22 protein-coding genes are annotated in these 25,373 nt (G+C 53.2%); 12 read left to right on the top strand and 10 right to left on the bottom strand.

All coding sequences use genetic code 11. The annotated features are described in order from the left end of the window. Window positions 1-234: 234 nt before the first annotated feature. From KJI95_RS03795 to KJI95_RS03805, 3 genes are all read left to right on the top strand, one after another. Window positions 235-1,650, top strand: a complete 1,416-nt coding sequence (locus KJI95_RS03795) for a sigma-54 interaction domain-containing protein (RefSeq protein WP_214506181.1) — start codon at window positions 235-237, stop codon at window positions 1,648-1,650. A gap of 256 nt (window positions 1,651-1,906) precedes the next feature. Beyond that, window positions 1,907-3,406, top strand: a complete 1,500-nt coding sequence (gene ccoG / locus KJI95_RS03800) for a cytochrome c oxidase accessory protein CcoG (RefSeq protein WP_214505817.1) — start codon at window positions 1,907-1,909, stop codon at window positions 3,404-3,406. 335 nt (window positions 3,407-3,741) lie between these two features. After that, window positions 3,742-4,281, top strand: a complete 540-nt coding sequence (locus KJI95_RS03805; protein WP_214505818.1) for a thioredoxin family protein — start codon at window positions 3,742-3,744, stop codon at window positions 4,279-4,281. A gap of 62 nt (window positions 4,282-4,343) precedes the next feature. Here KJI95_RS03805 and KJI95_RS03810 read toward each other — a convergent pair whose 3' ends face one another. From KJI95_RS03810 to KJI95_RS03820, 3 genes are all read right to left on the bottom strand, one after another. Then, window positions 4,344-5,072, bottom strand: coding sequence for a phosphoadenylyl-sulfate reductase (locus tag KJI95_RS03810; RefSeq protein WP_214505819.1), 729 nt, complete (start codon window positions 5,070-5,072; stop codon window positions 4,344-4,346). Window positions 5,073-5,170: 98 nt separating this feature from the next. After that, window positions 5,171-6,886: an assimilatory sulfite reductase (NADPH) hemoprotein subunit gene (gene cysI / locus KJI95_RS03815; protein WP_214505820.1), complete on the bottom strand. Its 1,716-nt coding sequence runs from the start codon at window positions 6,884-6,886 to the stop codon at window positions 5,171-5,173. Beyond that, complete coding sequence (locus KJI95_RS03820; RefSeq protein WP_214505821.1) at window positions 6,886-8,694, bottom strand: assimilatory sulfite reductase (NADPH) flavoprotein subunit; 1,809 nt, start codon at window positions 8,692-8,694, stop codon at window positions 6,886-6,888. Before KJI95_RS03820 ends, cysI begins: the two co-directional genes overlap by 1 nt. Window positions 8,695-9,044: 350 nt before the next feature. Between KJI95_RS03820 and KJI95_RS03825 the strand changes: the two genes are divergently transcribed. Continuing rightward, window positions 9,045-10,571 (top strand): Re/Si-specific NAD(P)(+) transhydrogenase subunit alpha, encoded by a 1,527-nt coding sequence (locus KJI95_RS03825; protein WP_214505822.1) that lies wholly within the window; start codon window positions 9,045-9,047, stop codon window positions 10,569-10,571. Between the two features lie 12 nt (window positions 10,572-10,583). Further along, on the top strand, window positions 10,584-12,068 hold the full coding sequence (pntB, locus tag KJI95_RS03830) for a Re/Si-specific NAD(P)(+) transhydrogenase subunit beta (protein ID WP_214505823.1): 1,485 nt from the start codon (window positions 10,584-10,586) through the stop codon (window positions 12,066-12,068). Window positions 12,069-12,462: 394 nt separating this feature from the next. Here pntB and KJI95_RS03835 read toward each other — a convergent pair whose 3' ends face one another. Next, the gene (locus tag KJI95_RS03835; RefSeq protein WP_214505824.1) at window positions 12,463-14,049 is read right to left on the bottom strand and encodes a hypothetical protein; all 1,587 of its coding nucleotides are present in this window, start codon (window positions 14,047-14,049) and stop codon (window positions 12,463-12,465) included. 207 nt (window positions 14,050-14,256) lie between these two features. Between KJI95_RS03835 and KJI95_RS03840 the strand changes: the two genes are divergently transcribed. Further along, a complete protein-coding gene (locus KJI95_RS03840) occupies window positions 14,257-14,499 on the top strand; it encodes a DUF4258 domain-containing protein (RefSeq protein ID WP_214505825.1) in 243 nt (80 codons plus the stop codon). A gap of 154 nt (window positions 14,500-14,653) precedes the next feature. Here the strand turns inward: KJI95_RS03840 and KJI95_RS03845 are convergent, their stop codons facing one another. Then, window positions 14,654-14,890 carry a hypothetical protein gene (locus KJI95_RS03845; protein ID WP_214505826.1) on the bottom strand — a complete coding sequence of 79 codons (237 nt, stop codon included), beginning with the start codon at window positions 14,888-14,890 and terminating at the stop codon, window positions 14,654-14,656. A gap of 356 nt (window positions 14,891-15,246) precedes the next feature. Here KJI95_RS03845 and KJI95_RS03850 point away from each other — a divergent pair, with 356 nt between their 5' ends. Beyond that, complete coding sequence (locus tag KJI95_RS03850; RefSeq protein WP_214505827.1) at window positions 15,247-16,236, top strand: transposase; 990 nt, start codon at window positions 15,247-15,249, stop codon at window positions 16,234-16,236. 242 nt (window positions 16,237-16,478) lie between these two features. Beyond that, the gene (locus KJI95_RS03855; protein ID WP_214505828.1) at window positions 16,479-17,066 is read left to right on the top strand and encodes a YiiX/YebB-like N1pC/P60 family cysteine hydrolase; all 588 of its coding nucleotides are present in this window, start codon (window positions 16,479-16,481) and stop codon (window positions 17,064-17,066) included. Window positions 17,067-17,224: 158 nt separating this feature from the next. Here the strand turns inward: KJI95_RS03855 and KJI95_RS03860 are convergent, their stop codons facing one another. Together KJI95_RS03860 and KJI95_RS03865 are read right to left on the bottom strand one after the other, a co-directional pair. Continuing rightward, window positions 17,225-17,965 carry a sporulation protein gene (locus KJI95_RS03860; RefSeq protein WP_214505829.1) on the bottom strand — a complete coding sequence of 247 codons (741 nt, stop codon included), beginning with the start codon at window positions 17,963-17,965 and terminating at the stop codon, window positions 17,225-17,227. A gap of 424 nt (window positions 17,966-18,389) precedes the next feature. Then, the gene (locus KJI95_RS03865) at window positions 18,390-19,289 is read right to left on the bottom strand and encodes a LysR family transcriptional regulator (RefSeq protein WP_214505830.1); all 900 of its coding nucleotides are present in this window, start codon (window positions 19,287-19,289) and stop codon (window positions 18,390-18,392) included. Window positions 19,290-19,389: 100 nt separating this feature from the next. On the opposite strand from KJI95_RS03865, the gene KJI95_RS03870 reads away from it, so the two are divergent. Beyond that, window positions 19,390-19,752, top strand: coding sequence for a DoxX family protein (locus KJI95_RS03870; protein ID WP_214505831.1), 363 nt, complete (start codon window positions 19,390-19,392; stop codon window positions 19,750-19,752). 281 nt (window positions 19,753-20,033) lie between these two features. Then, on the top strand, window positions 20,034-21,569 hold the full coding sequence (locus KJI95_RS03875; protein WP_214505832.1) for an MFS transporter: 1,536 nt from the start codon (window positions 20,034-20,036) through the stop codon (window positions 21,567-21,569). Between the two features lie 169 nt (window positions 21,570-21,738). On the opposite strand, the gene KJI95_RS03880 is transcribed toward KJI95_RS03875, so the two are convergent. After that, window positions 21,739-22,164 carry a hypothetical protein gene (locus KJI95_RS03880; protein WP_214505833.1) on the bottom strand — a complete coding sequence of 142 codons (426 nt, stop codon included), beginning with the start codon at window positions 22,162-22,164 and terminating at the stop codon, window positions 21,739-21,741. A 50-nt stretch (window positions 22,165-22,214) separates the two neighbouring features. On the opposite strand from KJI95_RS03880, the gene KJI95_RS03885 reads away from it, so the two are divergent. After that, window positions 22,215-22,382 (top strand): hypothetical protein, encoded by a 168-nt coding sequence (locus tag KJI95_RS03885; protein WP_214505834.1) that lies wholly within the window; start codon window positions 22,215-22,217, stop codon window positions 22,380-22,382. 387 nt (window positions 22,383-22,769) lie between these two features. Here the strand turns inward: KJI95_RS03885 and KJI95_RS03890 are convergent, their stop codons facing one another. Together KJI95_RS03890 and KJI95_RS03895 are read right to left on the bottom strand one after the other, a co-directional pair. Next, window positions 22,770-23,201 carry a universal stress protein gene (locus KJI95_RS03890; protein ID WP_214505835.1) on the bottom strand — a complete coding sequence of 144 codons (432 nt, stop codon included), beginning with the start codon at window positions 23,199-23,201 and terminating at the stop codon, window positions 22,770-22,772. A 74-nt stretch (window positions 23,202-23,275) separates the two neighbouring features. Beyond that, window positions 23,276-23,659 carry a SpoIIAA family protein gene (locus KJI95_RS03895; RefSeq protein ID WP_214505836.1) on the bottom strand — a complete coding sequence of 128 codons (384 nt, stop codon included), beginning with the start codon at window positions 23,657-23,659 and terminating at the stop codon, window positions 23,276-23,278. A gap of 248 nt (window positions 23,660-23,907) precedes the next feature. On the opposite strand from KJI95_RS03895, the gene KJI95_RS03900 reads away from it, so the two are divergent. Next, entirely contained in the window at window positions 23,908-25,371 is a 1,464-nt protein-coding gene (locus KJI95_RS03900; protein WP_432653773.1) for a coniferyl aldehyde dehydrogenase, read from the top strand. Window positions 25,372-25,373: the final 2 nt, after the last annotated feature.

Genomic DNA, 25,373 nt, shown 5'->3' on the forward strand with positions numbered 1-25,373 from the left:
TCCCATCGCGGTTATCGTACTCAGAGACCGGTCTCGGAGCGGCCACTATACTCCAGCAGACACAGCGGGATGAAGCCCAATTCCGTCGATGACGGAACTATTCACTCGGAAATGGGGTGTGAGGTCACGATATTTCGTGATCCAACCAACAAACTGCGCCTCGGATGCCCTGACGGCGTGTTGCCGCGCGCTATACTCAGGGCCACGTCTATCTACAATCCGAGTCGTTTTGCCATGTCCAAGCCTGACAGCTTTTTACCCGAAAACCGCCTGCTGCTGGATGCCGTCAGTGAAGGAATTTATGGCTTTGATCTCAATGGCAATGCTGTATTTATCAACCCCGCCGCCGAACGCATGACCGGCTGGCGCGCCGATGAACTGCTTGGCCACAAAATCCATGATTTTCATCACCACAGCCATGCCGACGGCAGCCACTACCCCCATGAAGAGTGCCCGATTTATCAAACGCTGAAAGACGGCAAGGCCCGTGAGATCAGCAATGAGGTGTTCTGGCGTAAAGATGGCAGCAGCTTTCCGGTGCATTACAGCTCAACCCCAGTCTGGCAGGAAGGAAACCTTAAGGGCGTAGTGGCGATATTCCGTGACATCAGTTTGCAAAAGCAGACAGAGCAGTCGCTGCGTCAGGCGCTCGAGCAGGTGCAGGCACTGTCAGAGCAGCTGGCGTCCGAAAACTCACTGCTGCAGGCCGAGCTTGAAGATAAGCGCGGCCCCTCTCAGCTTACCGGCAGCAGCGCCTGTATGCAGGCACTGCAAAAGCAAATCCGCCTGGTCGCCAACACCGGCAGCACAGTGCTGATTCAGGGCGAAAACGGCACCGGCAAAGAGTTGGTGGCGCGGGAGCTGCACCGCCTCAGCAGCAGGCGCGACAAACCGATGATTTCAGTCAACTGCGCCGCCTTCTCGGCGTCACTGCTCGAAAGCGAGCTGTTTGGCCATGAAAAAGGCGCCTTTACCGGTGCAAGCAGTCGCCGCAAGGGCCGCTTTGAACTGGCCCACAGGGGCACGCTGTTTCTCGATGAAGTGGCTGAGCTCAGCCTCGAAGCCCAGTCCAAGCTGCTGCGGGTTATTCAGGAGCAGGAGTTCGAGCGACTTGGCAGCAGCGAAACCATCAAGGTCGATATCCGCCTGATTGCCGCTACCCATCACGATCTGCAAAAGCGGGTTGAGCAGGGGCTGTTTCGGATGGATCTCTTCTATCGTCTGAACGTGTTTCCGCTGCGGGTACCGCCGCTCAGGGAGCGGGTCGACGATCTGCCGGAGCTTGTGAATCAGCTGCTGAAGGGCTTGTCAGTGAAACTCGGTAAGCCGCTCTCTGCAATCGATAAGCAAAGCCTTGATAAACTGTCGAAATACAGCTGGCCCGGTAATGTGCGCGAGCTGCAGAATCTGCTGGAGCGCGAGGCAATTTTGACCCAGCACCCCATCCTCAGTCTCTCAACAAATCAAGGGTTGCAGCCGGGCAACGGCCGCGGACAAACCCTTGCTGAAGTGGAAGCGGCGCATATTCTTGCCACACTCGAGCAATGCCAGTGGCGCATCACGGGTGCCCAGGGGGCGAGTGTCAGGCTGGGGCTGCCGCCAAGCACCCTGCGCTCGCGGATGCAGAAACTCGGGATCCGCCGCCCCTGAATGCGCCCGGCTTAAAACTGCATTTAACACTTAAATTAACGCTTAACTTAACGCCGTATTTAACGCTGAAGCCCTCAGCTCTACGTCAACAAAAAGCCAGCAAAAGTCACGATATATCGCCACATCACGATATGCCGTGACTCAATCTGAGTTCACAAACAAAGCCATCCCATAAAATTCAATAAGTTAAACAAAACTCCTCTCTGGCACGCCACTTGCCATGCACAGCCTTGTTGCATGCCATTCAGGAACCATTATGACCAGAAAGACCCCAGCGCCCGATACGATTCCCGTGACCTTTATTCCAAGCCCGGGCGTGCCACGCCCGACTGTTCAAAGCAAGAATGTTCAAAGCCAGAATGCTCCAAGCCCGGAACAAGGCCCGCAGCCCTTATCAACCAAAGCAGCCAGGCCACAGATTGCCACTCCCAGCGGCGGTAAAATTCAGTTTCGCAGCCAGACCGGCTACTTTCAGCGCCTGCGAAGCACCCTGAATGCGCTGCTTATCCTCTTGTTTTTGCTTATCCCTTTTATCGATTGGAACGGCCGTCAGGCCATTTTATTTGATATCGCCAGTCAGCAGTTTTATCTGTTTGGCCTGAGTTTCTGGCCCCAGGACTTTACCGTGCTGGCGTGGATTTTTATTGCCGCCGCCTTCGGGCTGTTTTTCGTCACCCAATTCTGGGGCCGGATCTGGTGTGGCTTTTTGTGCCCGCAAACCGCCTGGACCTTTATGTTTGCCTGGGTGGAGGAAAAAATCGAAGGCAGTCGCAATCAGCGCATCGCCCTGGACCGGGCACCCATGAGCCCGGCCAAAGCCGGCAAACGGGCGGCCAAACACAGCCTGTGGCTGCTGATGTCGCTTATTACCGGCTGCGGCTTTATCGCGTACTTTATTCCGGCCAAAACCCTGTATCCCGAAATATTCAGTTTAAGCAGCGGCTTTTGGGAAACCGCCTGGGTGTACTTTTTCGCGCTCTGTACCTACCTCAATGCCGGTTGGATGCGCGAGCAGATGTGCCTGCATTGCTGCCCTTATTCGCGTTTTCAGTCGGTGATGTTTGATGAGCACACCCTGACTGTTACCTACGACGGCGCGCGGGGTGAGAGCCGCGGCCCCCGTAAACGCAAGGCAGATACCGGGCTTGGCGATTGCGTGGACTGCAATCTGTGCGTGGAAGTGTGCCCTACCGGCATCGATATCCGTAACGGCCTGCAGTATGAGTGCATCAACTGCGGCGCCTGCGTCGATGCCTGTAATCAAACCATGGACCATTTCGGCTATCGGCCAAACCTTATCAGCTTTACCAGCGAGGCGGCGCTTGTGGGTAACACCGAGCCCGTGTGGCAGCGCAGGCGCTTCCTTGGCTACGGCGTTGCGCTGGGCCTAATCCTCATCACCCTTGGCATCGACCTTTCACGGCGCGACGCCATCACTTTAAACGTGCTTCGCGACCGCCAAACCCTGGCGCGGGAGGTGGCGAATGAGCAAGTTGAGAACACTTACCTTTTAAAAATCCGCAATAAAACCCAGCAGGAGCGGATATATCAGATATCGGTAAGCAGCGAGCTGCCCTATGACATTTCACGCCAGCAGGTGCGGATTGGCGCCGGTGAGCAGCTTGAGGTGCCACTCACGCTCAGGGTTGCCAAACAGCAGCTGACCTTGCCGCGCCATCCGGTGCAATTTACGGTGACAGATGAAAGGGAGCCAGCCGAGGCGGTGAGCCAGGCATCGGTGTTTTTCGCACTCTAGGCTGAGAAATAGAGGCTAAGAGAGCGACTGATATTGCCTCAATCAATGTAACTATATCAGTAGCTTAATTCTAAACAGCGGCCGGTTCTTAACGACTGGCCGCTTGCTTGTTTGTGGTAAGGCCTAACCTTCGCCACGGCAATCATCCGCGCTCAACACTTCTCGCTCAACCATCCTCGCTCACCCCTTCCCCGCTCATCAGTCCCAGCTCAAAGTTCTGCGCTTAAAGTTCCGCGCTCAGGGAGAGCAGCCACAACCACAGGCGATAGCTTGCTTTCACCTTGGCTTAAGGGCGAGACCGTATCCTGAATGCTCTTTTACCCATGGAGCCTTCGATGATCCTGACACTCAGCATCCTGATGACACTACTGCTTGTAGCCGCCATGGTGGCGCTGATCATTGCCCGCACCCGCGGCAAACCTATCCCGCTGGCGGTGATCCCCGTGATTGGCCTGATGGCGCTGATGGTGGGCTCGGCGAGCTTTTTTGTGCACCGTGCCAGTGGCGAGCAGGATTATCGCGAGCTGTTATGGCAACCGCTGGCGGCCGACAAAATCCCCATGCTGGTTGAAAGCGGTTATACCGTGTTTGTGGATTTGCACTCCGACTGGTGCATGCCCTGCCAGACCAACCGCGCCGGTGTGCTGCACCGCCCCGATGTGGTCAATACCCTGATGTCCGGCAAGGTGGTGCTGATGCAGGCCAACTGGAGCCAGGAAACCGACCTGATTGCGCCTTTCTACGGCAAGGTGGCCGCCCCGGGCGCGCCGTTCAACAAGGTCTATGGCCCCGCGCTGCCCACCGGAAAAGTCCTGCCGGGCGAACTGACTGAGAACGATGTGATTGTGGCCATCCATAAAGCCAAAGGCCATTGATCCTGCTGAATAAATCCCATAAAAAACGCCGGCGATTGCCGGCGTTTTTGTTTGCTTCTGCGTCAGATTTCGTAGTGCAGACCACACTCACGCTTCATGCCATTAAAGCGGGTCTCTTCTTCACTCATACCCAGCTCCAGCGGCTTGGTGGAGTGAGTGTCGCCCACCGACACATAGCCCTGCTCCCACAGCGGGTGGTAAGGCAGCCCGAACTTGGTCAGGTATTCATGCACATCCTTGTTGCTCCACTCGATAATCGGCAACAGCTTAAAGCGCTTGCCGTGAATGGCAAGAATGGGCAGCCCTTCGCGGGTCGAGGCCTGGGTGCGGCGAAGGCCAGCAAACCAGGTGCTGACTTCCAGCTCCTGCAGCGCCCTTTGCATCGGCTCGACCTTGTTGATGCGGTTGTACTGCTCAAGGCCATCGAGCCCCTGCTCCCAAAGCTTACCGAAGCGGGCTTCCTGCCAGGCTGCTGTCATCGGCGCGCGGTACACCTGCAGATTCAGTTTTAAACGCTCGGTCAGTTCATCGATAAAGCGGTAGGTTTCAGGGAACAAATACCCGGTATCGGTCAGCACCACAGGAATATCGCTTTTTACCTGCGTCACCAAATGCAGCATCACCGCCGCCTGGATACCAAAACTGGAGCTTACAATATGCTCGCCGGGTAATTCACGCAGCGCAAATTCAACCCGCTCGGCAGGCGTGACCTTGGCCAGCTGTAGATTGATGTCCCCAAGCGCGGCCGCTTGCTCGGCTGCGTCCAGACTAAGTAAATCGTGATAATTCATGCTTATCTCCAAGGGTTCTGGCGTCGCTACACGTCTTGGCCATCGGCCATCGGGCCGCCAAAACAAACGGGGGAAGCCTAGCTTCCCCCTGACTGGTATCAGGCGTGGAAGTCGGTTTTACTGACTTTCACTTCGGCAACAACACCCACCCGAATAACAAAATCACCAAAACATTCACCTGGGTTACGCTCAAATGACCAGCGGCCAATCAAGCTATCCAGTGCAGCCAGAATTTCCGCTTCGGCCACGTTATCCAAATACAATTTCGGAATACGGGTACCCGCAGTGTTACCGCCCAGATACAGGTTGTATTTGCCAGGACCACGGCCCACCAAACCGGCCTCTGCCAACATGGCGCGGCCACAGCCATTCGGGCAGCCCACGACGCGCAGGATGATATGGTCTTCGGCAATGCCGTGCTTGCTCAAAATCCCTTCAACGTGGGTGACCAGGGTTGGCAGGTAACGTTCGGCTTCTGCCATCGCCAGCGGACACGTTGGCAGTGACACGCACGCCATCGAGTTTTTACGCTGGGTGGACGAGTTATCCAACAAACCATGACTGCGCGCCAACAGCTCAATCTGCGCTTTATCTTCAGCAGCAACCCCTGCGATGATCAGGTTCTGGTTTGCCGTCATGCGAAAATCGCCTTTATGCACTTTGGCAATTTCAGCAACACCCGTTTTCAGCGGCTTACCCGGATAATCGAGCAGACGGCCGTTTTCGATAAAGAGTGTTAAATGGTGCTTACCATCAATGCCTTCCACCCAACCAAAGCGATCGCCACGGTGGGTAAATTCGTAAGGACGGCTTGGGCCAAAGGCCACGCCAACCCGTTGTTCCACTTCTGCTTTAAAAGCATCCACACCGATGCGATCTATGGTGTATTTGGTTTTGGCATTTTTGCGGTTAACCCGATCGCCGTAGTCACGCTGCACTGTCACCACGTGCTCAGCCACTTTCAGCACATGCTCAAGACCGATAAAGCCCAAGTCTTCTGCCCGGCGCGGATAAGTCGCTTTATCGCCGTGGGTCATCGCAAGGCCGCCACCCACCAACACGTTAAAACCAACCAGCTGGCCATTTTCGGCGATAGCGACAAAGTTCAGGTCATTGGCGTGAACATCGACATCGTTATGCGGTGGGATCACCACAGTGGTTTTAAACTTACGCGGCAGGTAGGTATCACCCAGCACCGGCTCAGTTTCCGTTGTTTCTACTTTTTCTTCGCCCAGCCAAATCTCGGCATAGGCGCGGGTTTTTGGCAGCAAATGTTCAGAGATTTTCGCAGCCCACTCATAAGCTTGCTGGTGCAACTCCGATTCCACAGGGTTTGAGGTACACAGCACGTTGCGGTTTACGTCACCGGCGGTGGCAATCGAGTCGATGCCGATTTTATTCAGCATCTGGTGCATCGGCTTGATATCCGGTTTAAACACGCCGTGGAACTGGAAGGTCTGGCGGGTGGTTAACCGGATTGATCCGTACATGGTGTGCTCGCGGGCAAATTCATCAATCGCCAGCCATTGCTCAGGCTTGATAATCCCGCCGGGCATGCGCGCCCGCAGCATCACATTATGCAGCGGCTCGAGCTTTTGCTCCGCGCGCTCAGCACGTAAGTCGCGGTCATCCTGCTGATACATGCCGTGAAAACGCACCAATAAGAAGTTATCACCGGTAAAACCGCCGGTAATTTCGTTTTTTAAATCTGTGGTGATAGTGCCACGCAAATGGTTGCTCTCAGCCTTCAGACGCTCGTTATCAGACAGCTGGCCCTGTACCTGCAGTTCAGGTTTAATTGGATATTGGCTCATTAATAAACATCCTTCTGATAACGTTTGCTTGCGCGTAACTCTTCGAAATACTCGTCGGCTGCTTCTTCAGACAAGCCACCGTGGGTTTGGGCAATTTGTAATAACGCCTGATGTACATCTTTCGCCATCCGGTTGCCGTCACCACAAATATATAAGTGCGCACCTTGTTGCAGCCAAGACCACACTTCGGCGCCTTTGGCAGCCAGTTTATCCTGCACATACACTTTTTGTGCCTGGTCGCGGCTAAATGCCACATCCAGGTGGGTTAACACGCCACGCTTCAAGTAGTCCTGAAGCTCCACCTGATATAAGAAATCACGGGTGAAATGCGGGTTGCCAAAGAACAGCCAGTTTTGGCCGGTCGCACCTGCGTTATCACGCTCTTGCAGGAACGCCCTAAACGGCGCAATACCGGTGCCGGGGCCAATCATCAACACTGGCGTATCATTGCTTGGCAGGCGGAAGTTGTCATTGTGTTCAACAAAGACTTTCACCGGCTCACCTTCAGCCAAGCGCTCGGCCAAAAAGCCTGACGCACCACCTAAATGGGTGCTGCCAAAAGCATCGTAACGCACCACGCCAACGGTTAAATGCACTTCTTCGCCCACTTCGGCCTGGCTTGAGGCGATGGAATACAAGCGTGGCTGCACTTTGCGCAGACTGTCCACCAGCTGCTGTGCGCTGATGTTGGCAGGGTTTTGCACAATCACATCGGCACTTTGTTTATCGGCCAGATAAGCGCGCAGCGCGTCTTTGTCTGCGCCAAGCGCCTGCAATTCGGCATTGTTGCTCGCCTCGGCGTACTTGGTCACCAGCGACGGGTAAGCCTGGGTGAGCTCCAGCTCGTCGGTTAACGCTGCTTGCAGGGTTAACGTCTGGCCAGACAGTTCAACTTGCTCGCTGCCGGTTAAGCCTGTGGCGGCCAGCACGCTGGCGACAAGCTCTGGTGCATTGCGGAAATACACCCCTAAAGCATCACCCGGCTGATAGCTCAGGCCGGAGCCTTCCAGCGAGATCTCAATATGACGCACATCTTTGGTGGAATTACGCGCCGTAATTTTTTGATTAACACTTAACTCAGCGGTAGCTGGGTTTTGCTTATCATACTGGCTGTGGCTGCCCGCGGTGCCAGTCGCACCTGGCCATGCAATCACTTTCTCGCTACCGGCGCCTGATGCTTTAAGCAGCGGTGCAAACACATCCAAGGCTGCTTCCTGCCAGTTTTTCGCCCCCTCGGCATAATCAACGTCAAGCAGGGCTGGCTCATGCAAGCGCTTTGCACCCAATGCAGCCAGTTGGCTGTCAAAGTCAGTGGCGGTTTTGCAGAAAAACTCATAGCTGGTATCGCCAAGGCCCAACACGGCAAATTGCAGCTCAGGTAACTTGGGTGCCTTTTTACCAAACAGGAACTTATAGAAACTGACAGCACTCTCGGGTGGCTCACCCTCGCCATAGGTCGAGGCAACAATGATCAGGAATTTTTCTTTTGCCAACGCATTGGTTTTATACGAGGCAATATCCTGCAGCTGCACAGCTAAGCCACGGCTTTCTGCTGCCGCTTTGATTTTACTGGCCACGCCTTTGGCATTGCCGGTTTGCGATGCGTAAAGCACGGTTAAGGTCGCGGCTTCCTGGGCGGCTGGTGGCGCAGCAAAAGCACCCCCAGCGGCAGATTGGGCGCTTGCCGCCAGATAACCACTGACCCAGGCCAGTTGCACAGCATTGAGCTCAAAGGTCAGTTTCTTGAGATTGTCGACCTGCTCGGCACTGAGCGGGGACGCGAGGGATGATAATTCTTTTAACAGCATGAGGACGACCCAGTGACATTTTGATGGATGCTAGCTTAGTGAAGTTTCTCCAAAGCAAAAAAGAATAAATATTAATTTTTAATTCACTTTAGGAATATGCAGAGCTGAAAAATTAAGCTACAAAAGTGTGGCCCGGCGCAAAATTTTTGCTCCGACCAGTGGCTTAGCTCGCCACATGAAGAATATGAGCTTGTGTCAGCAGGCAGACTTGCCACAATGAAGCCACACCGTGAAAAGCTCTGTCCCCTACAGACAGCAGACCAGGCGACCTCGCCCCGGTCAGTCTTGACCTGTTTCGCCCGACACAGGACACGGTGTGTTCATGTTTTTTCAACCATCAGGGAATCGTCATGCAAATTGGAATTCCGAGAGAGAGTCTCGCCGCTGAGACCCGGGTCGCCGCGACCCCGGCCACGGTAGAGCAACTTAAAAAGCTCGGCTTTGAGGTTGCTGTTGAAACCGGAGCAGGCGTACTTGCCAGCTTCAGCGATGCAGCCTTTGAGGCGGCGGGTGCCAGCGTAGTGCCCTCCGTATGGCAGGCCGACTTTATTTTTAAGGTCAATGCCCCTACCGAAGATGAAATACAACAAATCAAAGACGGCGCAACCTTGGTGAGTTTTATCTGGCCCGCTCAGAATCCTGAGCTGGTTGAGAAATTATCAAAGCGCAACATTAACGTGATGGCCATGGACATGGTGCCGCGTATTTCCCGCGCCCAGTCCCTCGATGCCCTGTCATCCATGGCCAACATCGGCGGCTACCGCGCCGTGGTCGAAGCCGCCCACGAGTTTGGCCGCTTCTTCACCGGCCAAATCACCGCTGCCGGTAAAGTACCGCCTGCCAAGGTGCTGGTAATTGGTGCCGGTGTAGCCGGTCTTGCCGCCATTGGTACCGCAGGCTCCCTCGGCGCCATTGTGCGCGCCTTCGACACCCGCCTTGAAGTGGCGGAGCAAATCGAGTCCATGGGTGGCCAGTTCCTCAAGCTCGACTTTGGCGGCGAAGATGGCTCCTCATCAGATGGCTACGCCAAGGTGATGAGCGAAGAGTTTATCAAGGCCGAGATGGCACTTTTTGCCGAGCAGGCCAAAGAAGTGGACATTATCGTTACCACGGCGCTTATCCCCGGCAAACCTGCTCCGCGTCTTATCACCAAAGAGATGGTGGATTCGATGAAGAGCGGCTCGGTGATTGTGGACATGGCGGCTGCCACCGGCGGCAACTGTGAATACACCAAGCCCGGCGAGCTGTATGTTACCGCCAACGGCGTGAAGGTGATTGGTTACACCGACCTGCCCGGCCGCCTGCCGGCGCAGTCTTCCCAGCTTTACGGCACCAACCTGGTGAACCTGATGAAGCTGATGTGCAAAGCCAAAGACGGCAATGCCGTTATCGACTTTGACGATGTGGTGATGCGCAACATGACAGTGGTCAAAGCCGGTGAAGTGACCTTCCCGCCGCCAGCCATTTCAGTGTCTGCCGCTCCGGCCAAGGCCGCCCCCAAGGTAGAGCTTAAAAAAGCCGAGCCCAAAGCCCCTTCCAAGCTTAAGTACATCCTTGGCGCTTTGGGTCTGATTGGCTTTGGCGCCGTGGCAAGCGTGGCACCGCCTGAGTTTTTGTCCCACTTCACCGTGTTTTTGCTCTCCTGCGTGGTGGGCTACTACGTGGTGTGGAACGTAACCCACGCGCTGCACACGCCGCTGATGTCGGTCACCAACGCCATTTCGGGCATTATCGTGGTGGGCGCACTGCTGCAGATTGGCGGCGGCTCGACGCTGGTTACAGTGCTCGCCTTTATCGCCGTGCTTATTGCCAGTATCAACATCTTCGGTGGCTTTACCGTCACTCATCGCATGCTGAAGATGTTCCGTAAGGATTAAGGGGGAATCACTGTGTCTCAAGGACTGGTAACAGCCGCCTACATAGTAGCTGCGCTGTGTTTTATTTTGAGTCTCGCGGGCCTGTCCCGTCAGGAGACGGCCAAGCAGGGTAACCTCTTTGGTATCACCGGCATGAGCATTGCGCTGATTGCCACTATCCTCAACCCCGAAACCAGCGGCGTGCACTGGATCATTCTCGCCATGGTTATCGGCGGCGCCATCGGTGTGCGTTTGGCACTCAAGGTCGAAATGACCGAGATGCCGGAGCTGGTTGCCATTCTCCACAGCTTTGTGGGTATGGCCGCCGTACTGGTTGGCTTTAACAGCTTTATCGACCTGCACCCGCAGGCGGTAAACGAAGTGGTGATTGCCGTTGGCGGTGATATCAATGCCACCCTGGAAGCCGCCAAAGCCGCATTGCAGGAAGCGAGCAAAGCCGCCGAAGGGCATCACCTCACCGGCGCTATGCTCAGCATCCATCTGGTAGAAGTGTTCCTTGGCGTCTTTATCGGTGCCGTGACCTTCACCGGATCTGTGGTCGCCTTTGGTAAGCTGCGTGGCCTTATCTCCTCCAAGCCGCTGATGCTGCCCCATCGCCATAAGCTCAACCTGCTGGCGGTATTGGTATCTCTCGGTTTGATGGTGTATTTCGTCAAAGCCGACGGCGCCATGCTGCCGCTGATCCTGATGACCCTGATTGCCTTCGCCTTTGGCTGGCATCTGGTGGCCAGTATCGGCGGCGCCGACATGCCGGTAGTGGTGTCGATGCTGAACTCCTACTCGGGCTGGGCGGCTGCGGCGGCGGGCTTTATGCTCTCCAACGACCTGCTGATCGTTACCGGCGCTTTGGTGGGTTCTTCGGGTGCCATCCTGTCTTACATCATGTGTAAGGCGATGAACCGCTCCTTTATCTCGGTGATTGCCGGTGGCTTTGGCACCGACGGCGCCGTGTCGAGCGGCGATCAGGACTTGGGTGAATACCGCGAAACCAACGCCGAAGATGTGGCCGACATGCTGAAAAACGCAAGCTCAGTCATCATCACCCCCGGCTACGGTATGGCAGTGGCTCAGGCTCAGTATCCTGTGGCCGAAATCACCCAGAAACTGCGTGACCGTGGTATTGAAGTACGCTTCGGTATCCACCCAGTTGCCGGTCGTCTGCCAGGCCACATGAACGTGCTGCTGGCCGAGGCCAAGGTGCCTTACGATATCGTGCTGGAAATGGATGAAATCAACGACGACTTCCCAAGCACCGATGTAGTGCTGGTGATTGGCGCCAACGACACAGTTAACCCAGCGGCCTCGGAAGACCCCACCAGCCCCATCGCCGGTATGCCGGTACTGGAAGTGTGGAAAGCCCAAACCGTTATCGGCTTTAAGCGCTCGATGAACACAGGCTACGCCGGGGTGCAGAACCCGCTGTTCTTCCGCGACAACACCCAGATGCTGTTTGGCGATGCCAAGGCCAGTGTCGAGGCGATTCTGAAGGCGCTGTAAGCCTTCAAGCATCCCCGGCTGTTGTTGCACCGCTAATAATGCACAGCTAGCTAGTGCACAGCTAAATTTAAAAAGGGCGCCATAAGGCGCCTTTTTTTATCCCCGCTCGACAGCCGCAATTGCCATTGGGTTGAGTTGTCTTGTTGTGTCGCTGAGTAAGCGACTTTAACATCACGGCCTTCCAGCCCTGTCTAATTCGTCTCAGCTCGACCTCGTTCTTAGACAATGCACGGCAGTCCTGCCGCGCAACGAACACCAATGCCCTGCGGCCGCTTGGAGCGGGATTGGTGTATTCCTCAGCAAAGGTGTTTTGGGTGTCCTGGCTCTTCCTCGGACAACATATTCACTTATTTACATCACAAGTATTGATAATCTTTACGCTTTCAATTGCTATCTAAAGAATGTCAAAAATGTCAACTTTTAAATCATTAAGTCTTTCTTGCATTTCTTTGTATCTCTCATCCATTTTGTTCGAGTAATCATCAAATGCAGAAAAATCTTTATAAAGTTTTTCTTTAGCACACTCAGACATTCCAGCTCTAATCAAACCAACCAAGTTTTCGTTGAAAACCTTTAACCTACCAGAATAACTTTCATCAACCCCAACCAAGCTGTCAAAGTAATCAACTGAATTAGCAACCTCACTTTTAGAACGAACTAACTCCAATATAGAACAGTAATTTCTAAAAGAGCGTTCAACTCTTGCTTTCCATATGTAATCGCTAGTTTCAGAAGGATGAAAAGATTGAATAATTTCAATTTTTACTTGCTCACTCAGCTCGAGATTTTTATGATTCTCACTTAATAACATAATTGTATTTGCAAGCTTTGACACTTTCCCACTTACGTCACTAGTGGTAAATTCCCCAGAAAATAAGTCAGAGAAATCTATTATATCCATCCAGCCGCTACCAGAATGTTCCACATACATTTCTAGCATCTCAAGACTCATGCGTCTAAACGCACTAAGAATATAAGGTGAAAATGATTTAGCTAAAGGATTGAGCAAGACGAAAAGAGTTGGAGACTCCTGCCGCATTAGAAGGTGGCGCTCAGCCATGTATTCATAAAAACTAGGAAATCCGAGGTTTTTACTCCAAGATGTATAGTCTGAACTTAAATACTTTGGTGTATATCCGTCATACTCACAAACATCTGATATTAGTTCAATAGTCTTATTAAACGCCTCTGGAAACTCCTTCATCCACATCGAAAAAAGTCTAGAATTTAATTCAAGAACACTAACCTTACTAACCCTGTGATTAAGCCAGGACCACGTACTTTCCATTGGCTCAAGAAACTCCCATCGCAGAAAACTATTAAGCTCAAATTGTAGATTTTTAGACATGCAAGCATGTATTACACTCATCAACTTAGGGTTATTAAGTGTTTTAATCAACTCCATGCAGGCATCGTCCCACATCGATAAATATTTTTCTAATTGCTTTTCCGACAGACGAACATCCTTCTCATGCTCTTCATAGTTATATGAAAAATCATTCCGCTCAAAATGATGTAATTCATCCAATGTCAAACTATCGTTCTCTAGATAAATCGTTTTAGAAGTCATTTTCAATTCAGACATAAACATTAAATATTCATAGTTTTTAATTTCACGCTTTAAGCCATCTATCTCAAGCAACATTCTTTGATTATTTATATGTGATTTTGATGGGGATTTAATGTATCTAGCTAGATTTTCATCAGTGTAAGCCTTTATCAACTCGCATAAATAATAATCTCTCTCGGACTTTTTCATGGGGATTGAGTCGAATAGAGGTACTAGATCTCTTAACGGAAGTTGACGTCGATCTGCAAAAATATCTGAAAGCTTAGACGCTGCACCTATTGAACGCCCGCCAACACGTCTTTTCATCTCTTCATGGACCTGGTTCCTCGATAAGCCGGATCTCTTGACTAAAGTTCTTATCAGCTCGCCAGCTGACATCAGCCTATTGGTTTCTAAGTCACGAATTTTCATTTTTGCTCCGCTTTGAGGAAGTTTTCAGTCTGGAGCATATCCACCTTAGCATCTCCGGTAAAGTCTCATTCATGTGATTTTCCTGCGACAAAATGAGTCACAAATTTGTGACTTTAGCTCAGGCACAAAAAGTCACAAATTTGTGACTTGAATGACGTGCATTCCCTTGCCTAAATTGTCGATAACGAACAACACGAGGGCATGCTTATGTATACCAGTCATGTGGAAAAGCGGATGCAGCAAAGAGGATTCTCCAGTGCCGATATCGACTTAATCGTCAATCATGGAGTTGAGAAAATCTCTTCAGGCTCCAGCGTCTACACACTGACCAAAAAAATTGCAAATAGGCTTGTTTCTGAGGGCTATGAGCTAGCTCAAGTTGACCGATGTAAAAGCTCATACGTGGTTGTTTCAGATGGCTTGCTTATCACTGTTGCTCACATTAAATAGAAGGAGTTGGTTTATGTACACTTGTGGAAGATGTGGCGGTAGAGGTTACATTCCTAGATATTCACACGTTTTCGATGGTATTTGTTTCTCATGTGACGGCGAGGGTACCCTCCCCTACCGTTCGAGTTCTATTTACAACTCTACTGATTCCATCTCAAACTGCCGTCGAAATTCTGAATTTGAAAAGGTTTGGGTATTGATTGTTGATGAAAATCAGAAAATTCTTTTCAATAAAACCATCGCTGCCTGTGATGCCCCTCAAGCCAACGCCATCTTTAAGCCAGAGATTGATGCTCTCAGTCGAAAACACCCCAATGACGAGTTTCAAGTTGTCGTTGGGAAAGTCAACCAGCGTAGGGAAGATGTTATGTCTGAATTTAAAGGTCAACATTCAGCCTCCAGTTCTCCAATTAGCAAGGTACGAAACTATGACCCAACTCTTCCATGGCATACTTAGCCTGTACTTCCCCCTTCATAAGGTTGGAATTATAGGAGCGCCCCATAGACTGGACCTTAAGCATTGAGATGATGAAGCATTCCATCCAAGCTGTTGTCTTTATTAGACTTTGACTGTGGGCTTCGTCGACACGTTTGGGCAATGAAATTTATTGCCCAAGCCACATCCGCCCGCAATTGGGTCTGAGATTGAGTTGCCAAAAATCTTTGAGGACAGCCAAACCTTTTTGAGGTTTCGCCGCCCCTCGACTAGGCTTTGACGAACCTCCTTTGAACCTGTTGAGGCTCGCCATGACTACCGCTCGTCGCCAATTAATTGATGCCGAAAGTACGCCTTTTTACCATGTGATAAATCGCTGTGTCAGACGGGCGTTTTTGTGTGGCGAGGATGCGCTATCAGGCCGTAGCTATGAGCATCGCCGTGGCTGGATAGTTGATAAAATCAGGCAGTTGTCGTCGATATTTTGTATTGATGTCTGCGCCTATGCGGTGATGTCGAATCACTATCATTTGGTGCTGAAAATTGACCTTGTCGCTCAAAAGTCGCTGTCGCCATTTGAAGTGATAGAACGTTGGACACGGCTTTTTTGCGGCAATCCCGTCGCGGCAAAGTTCCTCAAGGGCGAAAGCCTGTCAGAGGGCGAGCGCGTCTTGGTCGATGGCTTGATTAGTGACTGGCAGGAGCGGCTTGGCAGTATCAGTTGGTTTATGAGGTGCTTAAACGAAGAAATTGCCCGCAAGGCCAATCGGGAAGATGGCTGCAAGGGCGTATTTTGGGAAGGGCGATTTAAATCTCAGGCGTTACTCGATGAACAGGCGCTGCTCGCCTGCATGATGTACGTAGATTTAAACCCCATTCGTGCAGGCATTGCTGACTCGCTGCAAGCATCTGATTACACATCGATTCAGGAACGAATAACTGACCTTGCAGAGCCTGCGCCGCCAAAAGCCTCGCTAAAGCCGTTACTTCAATTCGATGGCGCTGCCATTAACGCCGAGCAATCCGGGATCCCCTTTCACTTTGCCGATTATCTGGAACTCATTGACTGGACGGGCCGAGCAGTGCGTGACGACAAACGCGGCTTTATTACACCTACCAAACCTAAGCTTTTGCATGAACTTGGTATCAGCGATGATGCCTGGATAACTTCAGCGAAAGAATTTCGTCGCCAATACAGTGGCATCAGCGGCCGGTGGGACGCGATGTGTGCCATGAAAGCCAAGTCCGGTGGCAAGTGGTGCCGGGGCAAGCAATGCAGCACGGCACTACATCCCTTTTAACGTGAATCAGCCCCTCTTATGTTGACCAAACAGGCTTGAGCCTGATATCAACATGCCTTTAACTCTCTATTTTGTAATGATTTTAAATTAGCTTGAGAGATTGGGATAATAAAACCGAACTTTTCGTTAATGCTGTTGTATGCCCTTTGGTTTTATTGGCTCTTGATTCCTTCGTTGATTCCGATAGATTCCACCTATACCACGCGCCAAAGAACATACCTTTCAATGGTAGATTGCTGAAAATGAAAAAAGTATTTTGCTTGCTTATCGCCATAACAGTTCTCTTGGGCTGTATGGCTCGACCAACAGTGGAAATCACCAGTCAAACAATACACGCAGAACAAAACATGCGTATCAAAGAGCAGCTGTTAAAGCTGGCTAAGACCGGCGATTGGCTGGTGATTAGGGGGTATCACGCCACCGATAACCTGGTGACCAACGCGACCGGTATTCCCATTAGTCATGTAGGGGTGTTCAATCGGGACTCCCTTAAAATTGTCGAGGCGGAAGGCCAAGGCGTTCATTTGTCAGAACTGGATGATTTTATCGATAAATCTTACAGACTGATTATTATTCGGCCAAGATGGCGCACTGAGGCCAACGCCATAGCGGCTTGGAACAAGGCGGAAAAACTAGTGGGCAGTAACTACGATTTTCTGGGCACCATTGGCTTTAACTATCCCAATAATTACTACTGCAGTGAGTTAGCGGTCAGCATTTACAGCGAATGGTATAGCGGCAAAGAGAAATTTCCCGCGGTCGTAAAACCGGGTGAGCTCTATCTGTGGGGAAGTGTTTTATATGACTCCCTGCCAAGAGACGAAATCTAGCCAAGCGAAAAACAGCAAGAGAAAAACCAGGACAGCCGAAAGATTTGGCTTCCGCAAGAGCTCTGAAAGGGGCTCTGCCATTCCAAAAAGAAAAGGCGCCCTGGTCAGACATAGAGGCGCCTTTTTTACCATGCTAATCAGCCTGCTGAAAGCCGCTATCAGCGGATGTAGTGCTTAAGCTTGGTCAGCACCTCGCTGGCGCTGGCGTTATTGGCGAGCGAGAAGGCGGTGTAACCGTCGCCGCGGAAGGCGCGGTCGAGTTCGATTAAGAGATGAGTCTCGGTTTCATCGCACACCAAAGAGATTTCCACTTCGCGCAGACTGGAGAAGCCAAAGCTGCGGGGGTGGAATTCCAGCTCCTGATAACAGCCGGAGCGGGAGCGGAAACTAGGGGCATTGAGGTAGCCCTGCTCCACATCGGCCTTGGTGAGGGCAAAGCCCAGTTCGTTCATGGCGTTCAGCACATGCTCAAGCACAGGTGTTGGCAGAATTTCCACCACATCGGCGTCGGTCGGGTCGATGGCCGAGTCGATGTCGGCACCGGTCTGGATCCACACATGGCACTGGTTGTTACGAACTGGCAGCGCGGTGAAAGGCGTCTCAGGATGCAGCTGCGCCCTGAACGGCAGCTCGCGGGCTTCGCCGGGCTGAACCTCGAACGACTCCGCCACCCGCCACTTGGCCAGACAATGGTTTTTGAAATACTCACCATTGTCGGTACTCACTTTTACCTTGGTCATCAGCGCCAAATCGATACCATCGATTTTTTGTGCCACATCACCGCCTTTCACCACTATGGTGGCCTCGAACTGCTGTCCCGGCAGCAAACGGCTTTGATGCAAACGGGTGTCGACTTTGGCGCTGCCAATACCAACGGCAGCAAGGAGCTTTTTGAACATGTATCCATCCTGAATAACAAAAGAGGCGGGCATTATGCCGCTGGGCCTGGCCCACTTAAAGGGGTAAAGGCCCAATCAAAGGGGGAAAGGCCCAAATCAAAGGGGTAAAGGCCGCCAATCAGCCGGTGGGCCGGGCGGCTGATGCATCTTCACCCGCGAGGGTTAACTGAGGATTAATTGACGCAGCCACCCAAGGCTTTTCTGCGCCCCGGTGGCGGTTTTAATGGTTTGGCATAACGGGATTAAAGCCTGCCGGCGCACTGTTTCGGGCGCACTGTTTATGGTGCGGTGTTTCTGGTGCGGTGTTTCTGGTGCGGAGTTTCTGGTGCAGTGGCTACGGCGCTCTGCGTATGGCGCTGATGGCTTACGGCGCCTTTGCCCAAGCCACACTCCTTATCGCCTAAGCAACAACAGCCACAGCTGGTTAAGCGATTGCCGCCAGCGCCTGCCACAGCCGCGCGGCCACCGGCCCCGGGGTGATATCGGCGCGGCGTGCCAGCGAATACCCAAACTGCTCGCAGGTGCTCATATCCTTAAGCTCGAGTCGCTGCAAACGGCCTTCATCCAGAGCAGCTTTAATCATCCACAGCGGCAGCCGCCCCCAGCCCATGCCCTGTTCAATCAGCGACAGCTTGGTGGCAAAGCTGTTGACGTACCAGTGGCGCTGTGCGGTCTGAACCCCAAACTTAACCCCACGACTGCCACTGCCGCTGTCCTGCACCAAAATCTGATATTCATCCTTAAGCTGTGCCACCGTCTGCAGTGCACTGTGGCGCGCGATAAGCTTGGGCGACGCCACGTTCACCATCTCACCCCGGGTCAGAAACTGCATTTGGATTCTGCTGCCCGCGCCTTTGGACGGACTGAGAGACGGGCTCAGCGGGCTGATACAAAGCTCTGCCAGATCTTTTTGCACCAGCTCCACCGCGCCGGTCAAATACTCCTGGCGGATAATAATTTCACAGGCGGGAAACTCGGCCTGCACCGCCTCAAAGGCCGGCAGAATGGGCGCAAGCTCGAAGGAGGCCTCCACCGCCAGCGTCACCTGCGCCTCATTGCCGCCGGCAAGAAATCCCGCCACCTGCAACAGCTCGTTGTGACTCTCCAGGGTGCGCATGGCCAGCTGATGAATGCGCTCACCCGCATCGGTTAACTTAAGCCGGTATGCATCGCGGCTGAACAGACTCAGCCCTAGCAGGGATTCAAGCTGGCGGATGGCATGGGTCAGCGCGGGCTGGGTCTTGCACAGGCGCTCGGCGGCAATACGCAGCGAGCCGCACTCCACCACGGCATTCAGCACCTTAAGCTGTTCGATTGAAGGCATAACGATAAACTCTTTGAATCATCCTGATAAATTAACATCAATATAATTTATTTTTTGATCGACTGATACTTAACTCACCAATCCACTTATGGTGCATTTTATGAGTAAGCTCAAAGACATACTAAAGTTTACCCCCATAGTATTGCTGGCGCTGCCAATGCTGGGGTTTGGCGCCGCCAAACTCGCCGGAGTGCCGGAGCTGCACCGCGCCTTTCACGCCATGAATTTACCAACCTGGTTTGGCTACTTTATTGGCGCCGCCGAGTTTGCCGCCGGCATTGGTTTACTGCTGCCGCGCTGGAGTGCGCTGGCCGCCACCGGGCTTATTCCCATCATGCTGGGCGCCGCCGGTTTTCATATTGCTTTTAAGGTTCCTTCACCCCTTCCGGCGCTGATTTTTATCGCGCTTTGTGTCTATATCATCAACCTACGCCGCAAAGACGCCATCTGGTATCCGTTCTGATCCCAAGGTTTTCTGAGTCGCGTATTTTCCATGTGGAAGGGAGCCCTGGATTTCCCCCTCAAAGGCTCCCGTTTTTTTATCTTGCCCGCCCTTTTCTCATCGCCTTCAACGGCAGTTGCGCTGACTGTGCTTATTCCACATCTTTGGCCGCATTTTTTGGTCTTTGGCGTTAAAAACGGTACAGTGGCCTATTCCGGCGGCAGACTCCCCCGGAACGGTTGTGGCATGCACGCCACGGCCGCATAACAACACCAATAAAAAGACAAAGAGAAGGAAGCGTCATGAGTCAATCAAGCAAGCTTGCCGGCAACGATCTTTCAGAGGTCAAACAGCTTGGCATGTGGGCCTCCATCATGAGCCTGGGATACATTTTCTGGCTGGTAGGTGGCATGGAACTGGTGGAGCGCATCGCCTACTACGGCGTAAAGGCCAGTGCCGGTTTGTATGCCAAAGCGCCTGTGTCCGAAGGCGGCCTTGGGATCAGCCTGTCGGATTACGGCATCATCATCTCCACCTGGGCGATACTGCAAACCTTTATCCCGGTGTTTTCCGGCGGTATTTCTGACCGGGTCGGTTACAAAGAAACCATCTTCGCCTCCACCATCATCAAGATTGGTGGTTACCTGTGTATGGCCTGGTTCCCGAGTTTTTGGGGCTTTATGGCCGGTGCCATGCTGCTGGCGGCGGGCACGGGGATTTTCAAACCCGGCATTCAGGGCACCCTGGTGCTGGCCACACGGCGAGACAACAGCTCCATGGCATGGGGCATTTTCTATCAGGTCGTAAACATCGGCGGCTTCCTTGGCCCTTTGGTGGCCGTGCATATGCGCCAGCTCTCCTGGGACAATGTGTTTTATGCCTGCGCCGCAATTATCTCGCTTAACTTTTTGTTTTTGCTCACCTATAAAGAGCCTGGCAAAGAGGCGCGCCTCGAGCGCCAGCGCAAAATCAAAGCCGGCGAACTCAAGCAGGAATTTCTGTGGAAGGATGCCTGGAACGAACTGAAAAAGCCGGTGGTGATTTACTACATGCTGGTGTTTGCCGGTTTCTGGTTTTTGTTCAACTCACTGTTCGACGTGTTGCCCATTCACATTGCCGAATGGGTCGATACCAGCGTGATTGTCACAAGCCTCTTTGGCGAAGAAGGCACCCGCAGCGGCATTTTGCAGTTTTGGCTTGGGCTGAATAACGAAGGCACCAAGGTGATGCCCGAAGGCATGTTGAACCTTAACGCGGGCCTTATTATGACCAGCTGCTTTTTGGTGGCGGCACTCACTGCCAAGTACCGCATCACCACCGCCATGCTGTGGGGCTGCCTCCTGTCTATCGGCGCCTTTGTGATGATTGGCGCCACCCATGCCGCCTGGTACATAGTGTTGGCCATCGCCATGTTTTCGCTCGGCGAAATGATGATAAGCCCGAAAAAGAACGAGTTTATGGGCAATATCGCCCCAGAGGGCAAAAAGGCAATGTATCTGGGCTTTGTGATGCTGCCACAGGGCATAGGCTGGGGCCTTGAAGGCTATTTCGGCCCCAAGCTGTATGAGATGTACGCCTCGAAAGAAAAGTTCGCCCGCCAGATGCTGGGCGAAGAAGGCATGAGCGCCGCCGATGTGGCCGCCATTCCCAATGGCGAGGCGTTCAGCCATCTGGTGGAATTTACTGGCCGCGGCAGCCGCGAGCTCACCGAAGTGCTGTACAACGCCCACAACATCGGCATGGCCTGGTACATCATCGCCGCCATCGGCACCATCTCGGCGGTGGGGATTTTTATCTACGGCAAGTGGCTGTTACGAATGCAGCAGCAACAGGCCTGATGGCGCACATTGAGTATCACAGTTAAATCAATGCCCTGAAACGGGCTGATTAAAAACAGAAAAGCTGCCGTTGGCAGCTTTTCTTTTATCCTTTGCACCTGCAGAACTGGCGTTAAACGTCAGACCTTGTAATGTCAGACTTTGCAACGGCAAATAGCTGAGCTTGAGCTCAGGCCTTGGCGGCAGACTTTTTCAGCCACTTGGCGACATCGTTGCCGAGGGTGTTCACAGTATGCTGCAGCACGCTGCACGAGCCCTTGAAGCCGCCCCAAAAGCCGCCGCCGGAGAAGCGGGAAAAGGTGTTACTGTCGGCAGCTTTACCATCCACCATCAGGGTTGCAGTGGCAAACACCTGCTTACGATGGGGGTTAAAGGGGTTGGCGTTACCTTCGCTTATCACGCTGTTGATGGTCACCTTGACCACAGTGCCCTGGGTTGGCAGCGCATCGACCGACTTAATCTGCAGTTTTTGCTTGTTGCCGTATTTGACAATCGAGTCGGCAAACTGGCTGCCAAGGGCGGTGCATTCTTCTTTGACCTTGGAGACAATCTCATCGCTGTCTTTGAAGGGAATGTTGCTTTCGATATAAAACACCCCGGCTTCGCCGACAATGGCCGCGGCAGTGTTGGCCTCAGGAGCAGCAGGTGCAGAGGCTACAGCAGGTGCAGCAGGTGCAGCAGGTGCAGCAGGTGCAGCAGGTGCAGCAGGTGCAGCAGGTGCAGCAGGTGCAGCAGGTGCAGCAGGTGCAGCAGGTGCAGCAGGTGCAGCAGGTGCAGAGGCTACAGCGTCAGTTGATGCTTGCCCAGCCGTAAGCAGGCTTTGTTCAGTTGCAGGCGCAGTTTCAACGGCAGGATTTGTTTCTGCGCTCGTTTGTACGTTTGTTTGTACGTTTGTTTGTGGTTTGGCCGGCTCACTTTTTGGGGTAGAGCCGCAGGCGGCAAGCAAAACGGCCAGCAAGGGGGCCAGCATCAGAGCGCGAGAGTTTGATGTCATTTGTCAGTCTTCCCTGTGAAGTTTCCATGTTTACAAAGGCGCAACCTATCGGAATTTCTGACAAAAGAAAAGTGTTCACAGAATTTTGCTACAACTTTGCAACCACTCGCCGCAATTCACTTCGCGAGCAGTTTATGCGCTGCCGGCTATTTTGCGGCCGGTTAGGATACGGCCAGTGACTTAACGCCCAGCTATTCGACCACCTGCTACTTAACCACCAGCACAGGACAATGGGCGCCATTGGCCACCGCCTCGGCCACATTGGCGTGCAAAAAGTGCTGCAAGCCTTTATAGCCGTGGCTGGCAATCACCACCATGCCGACGTCAGTTTCATTGGCCTCACGTACGATTTCCTCTGCAGCGTCACCCTGGCGAATACGGGTTTCAACCTTAAGATCAGTATTGAGTTTGGCGAGCAGGTCGCGCATTTTCGCGGCCGCCGCTTCTTCCATACTCTTGGCGAGCTCATCGGGGGTGATGGCCAAAATCATGAAGTTTTCATCGCCCATCGGCCGGGGCACAACGTGCAATATTTTAAGCCCCACACGGTAAAAATTAGCCATTTCCACCGCATACATCAGTGCATGGGACGCCGTGGTTGAAAAATCGGTGGGCCACAAAATCGCTTTGTTAATCATGATATCCTCCTCATTTACCTGCATTTACCTGTGCCAGGCAAAAGCCTGCTCCGCGCAATGCATTCACCAGGCGCTCAGTCTCCAAGCCACTCGAGCGCATCCTGCCGGTCGATAAAAAATCTGGCATCGGCGGGGGTAAACCAATCGGCGAAGCGGGTCATCCACTCCTGCCAGCCGGGCTTACCGACCACAGCGACTTTTTCAAAGTGACGGCCGTGTTTGATGCCAAGCTTTAAATCATCCCACATGGCGCGGGCTTCAAAACCGTCAAGCTCGGTTACGTCGGCAAGCAGATAGATGTCAGGGTCTTTGACACCGGCAATGGCGCCTTCAAGCACAGGCACCATGCGCTCGTAGTCTGCATGGGTTAAGGTGCCGACCACCCTGAGCACCACAAAAAAATCATCCTTGCCGTGGCGCTCAACCCCTATGCTGAGCCCGTGTCTTAATTCAGCCATTTACTCCTCCTTGTCCCTGTCTACTCACTTCAATTGCCTGCTCACTTCAATTGCAGTCGGTGAATGCAGTTCGTGAATTGCTGTCTTTAAAGTGTGACCCCGGATAGCGGCCGCAGACGTGATCCAGCTCAAACTTTTCCGGACTGCTTGCCAAAATCCGTCCCCCGCACTACCATTGACCGACTAATCAGTCGGTTTATTTTTATGCCGACCTGTCGCTACCCTTCCCCCCATCCGGAGGAGCCGCCATGAATGCCATCGCGCCACAAAGCCTGAGCCCGAATCAAAACGACAACCAGAGCGAGCGCCAGCACATCGCCGCCATGCAAAATCTGTTTAATGCGCAAAAACAGGCCTTTGCCGCAGCCCCCTTCCCGACGATGGCGAAGCGGCGCGCCGCACTCCATGCCATCAAGGCGGCGCTGCTTGCCAGGCAGGATACGCTTATCGAGGCGCTGGCCACGGACTATGGCGATCGCAGCGCCGACGACAGCCGCATATCCGACATCATGCCGGTGATTAATCACATCAATTACACCCTGTCGCACCTTAAAGGCTGGATGAAGCCAAGCCGCCGTCACGCCGGTATTTTGCTTGCCCCAGCCAGCGTCAAGGTCGAATACCAGCCCAAGGGCATTATCGGCATTATCGTGCCCTGGAACTTCCCGGTGATGTTAAGCCTCGGCCCGCTGGTCACCGCCATTGCCGCCGGTAACAGCGCCATGCTGAAGATGTCCGAGTTCACCCCGGCCACCAACAAAGTGCTTAAAGCCATGCTAGCCAAGGTGTTTAATGAACAGGAAGTCGCCGTTATCGAAGGCGAGGCCGAGGTGGCAGCGGCGTTTTCATCCCTGCCCTTTGACCATATTCTCTTTACCGGCTCCACGGCAGTTGGCAAGCATGTGATGCGCGCAGCGAGCGCCAATCTGACGCCTGTGACCTTAGAGCTTGGCGGCAAATCCCCTGTAATAGTGGCGCCGGACATGGACATGGATACCGCCGTCGAGCGGCTGATTTACGGTAAATGCCTGAACGCCGGGCAAATCTGCGTCGCGCCCGACTATGTGCTGGTGCCTCAGGGCAAGGAAAGCGCCTTTATCAGCGCCTACCAGGCCAAGTTTGCCGCCCTGTATGGCAAGGTCGAAACCAACAAAGACTATGGCGCCATCATCAACGAACGTCAGTGGCAGCGATTGATGGCAGTGCTCGATGACGCCAAAGCCAGGGGCGCCGAGGTTCACAGCGCCAGCGGCGAAGCGCCGCTGCATCCCATCCGCAAACTGCCAACCCAGCTGTTGACCAAGGTGAATGACGACATGCTGGTGCTGCAGGAGGAAATTTTCGGCCCGCTGCTGCCGGTTATCCCCTACGCCACGCTGGATGAGGCCATTGCTTACATCAATGCCCGCCCAAGACCGCTGGCGCTGTATTTGATGAGCTTCGACGGCAACACTCAGGACAAGGTGCTCAAACTCACCCACTCCGGCGGCGTGTGTATCAACGAGACGGTATTCCATGTGGCCGCCGATGACGCGCCCTTTGGTGGCATTGGTCCATCCGGCATGGGGCATTATCACGGCGAAGAAGGCTTCCGTACCTTCAGCCACGCCAAAACCGTGCTTAAGCGGGGTCGGCTGAACACAGGCAAAATGGTGCATCCGCCCTACGGCAATGCGATTCAAAAGTTGCTGATGAAAGTGTTTTTGCGCTGAGG

The sequence above is a fragment of the Shewanella jiangmenensis genome, assembly GCF_018596335.1.
Lineage (GTDB): Bacteria > Pseudomonadota > Gammaproteobacteria > Enterobacterales > Shewanellaceae > Shewanella > Shewanella jiangmenensis.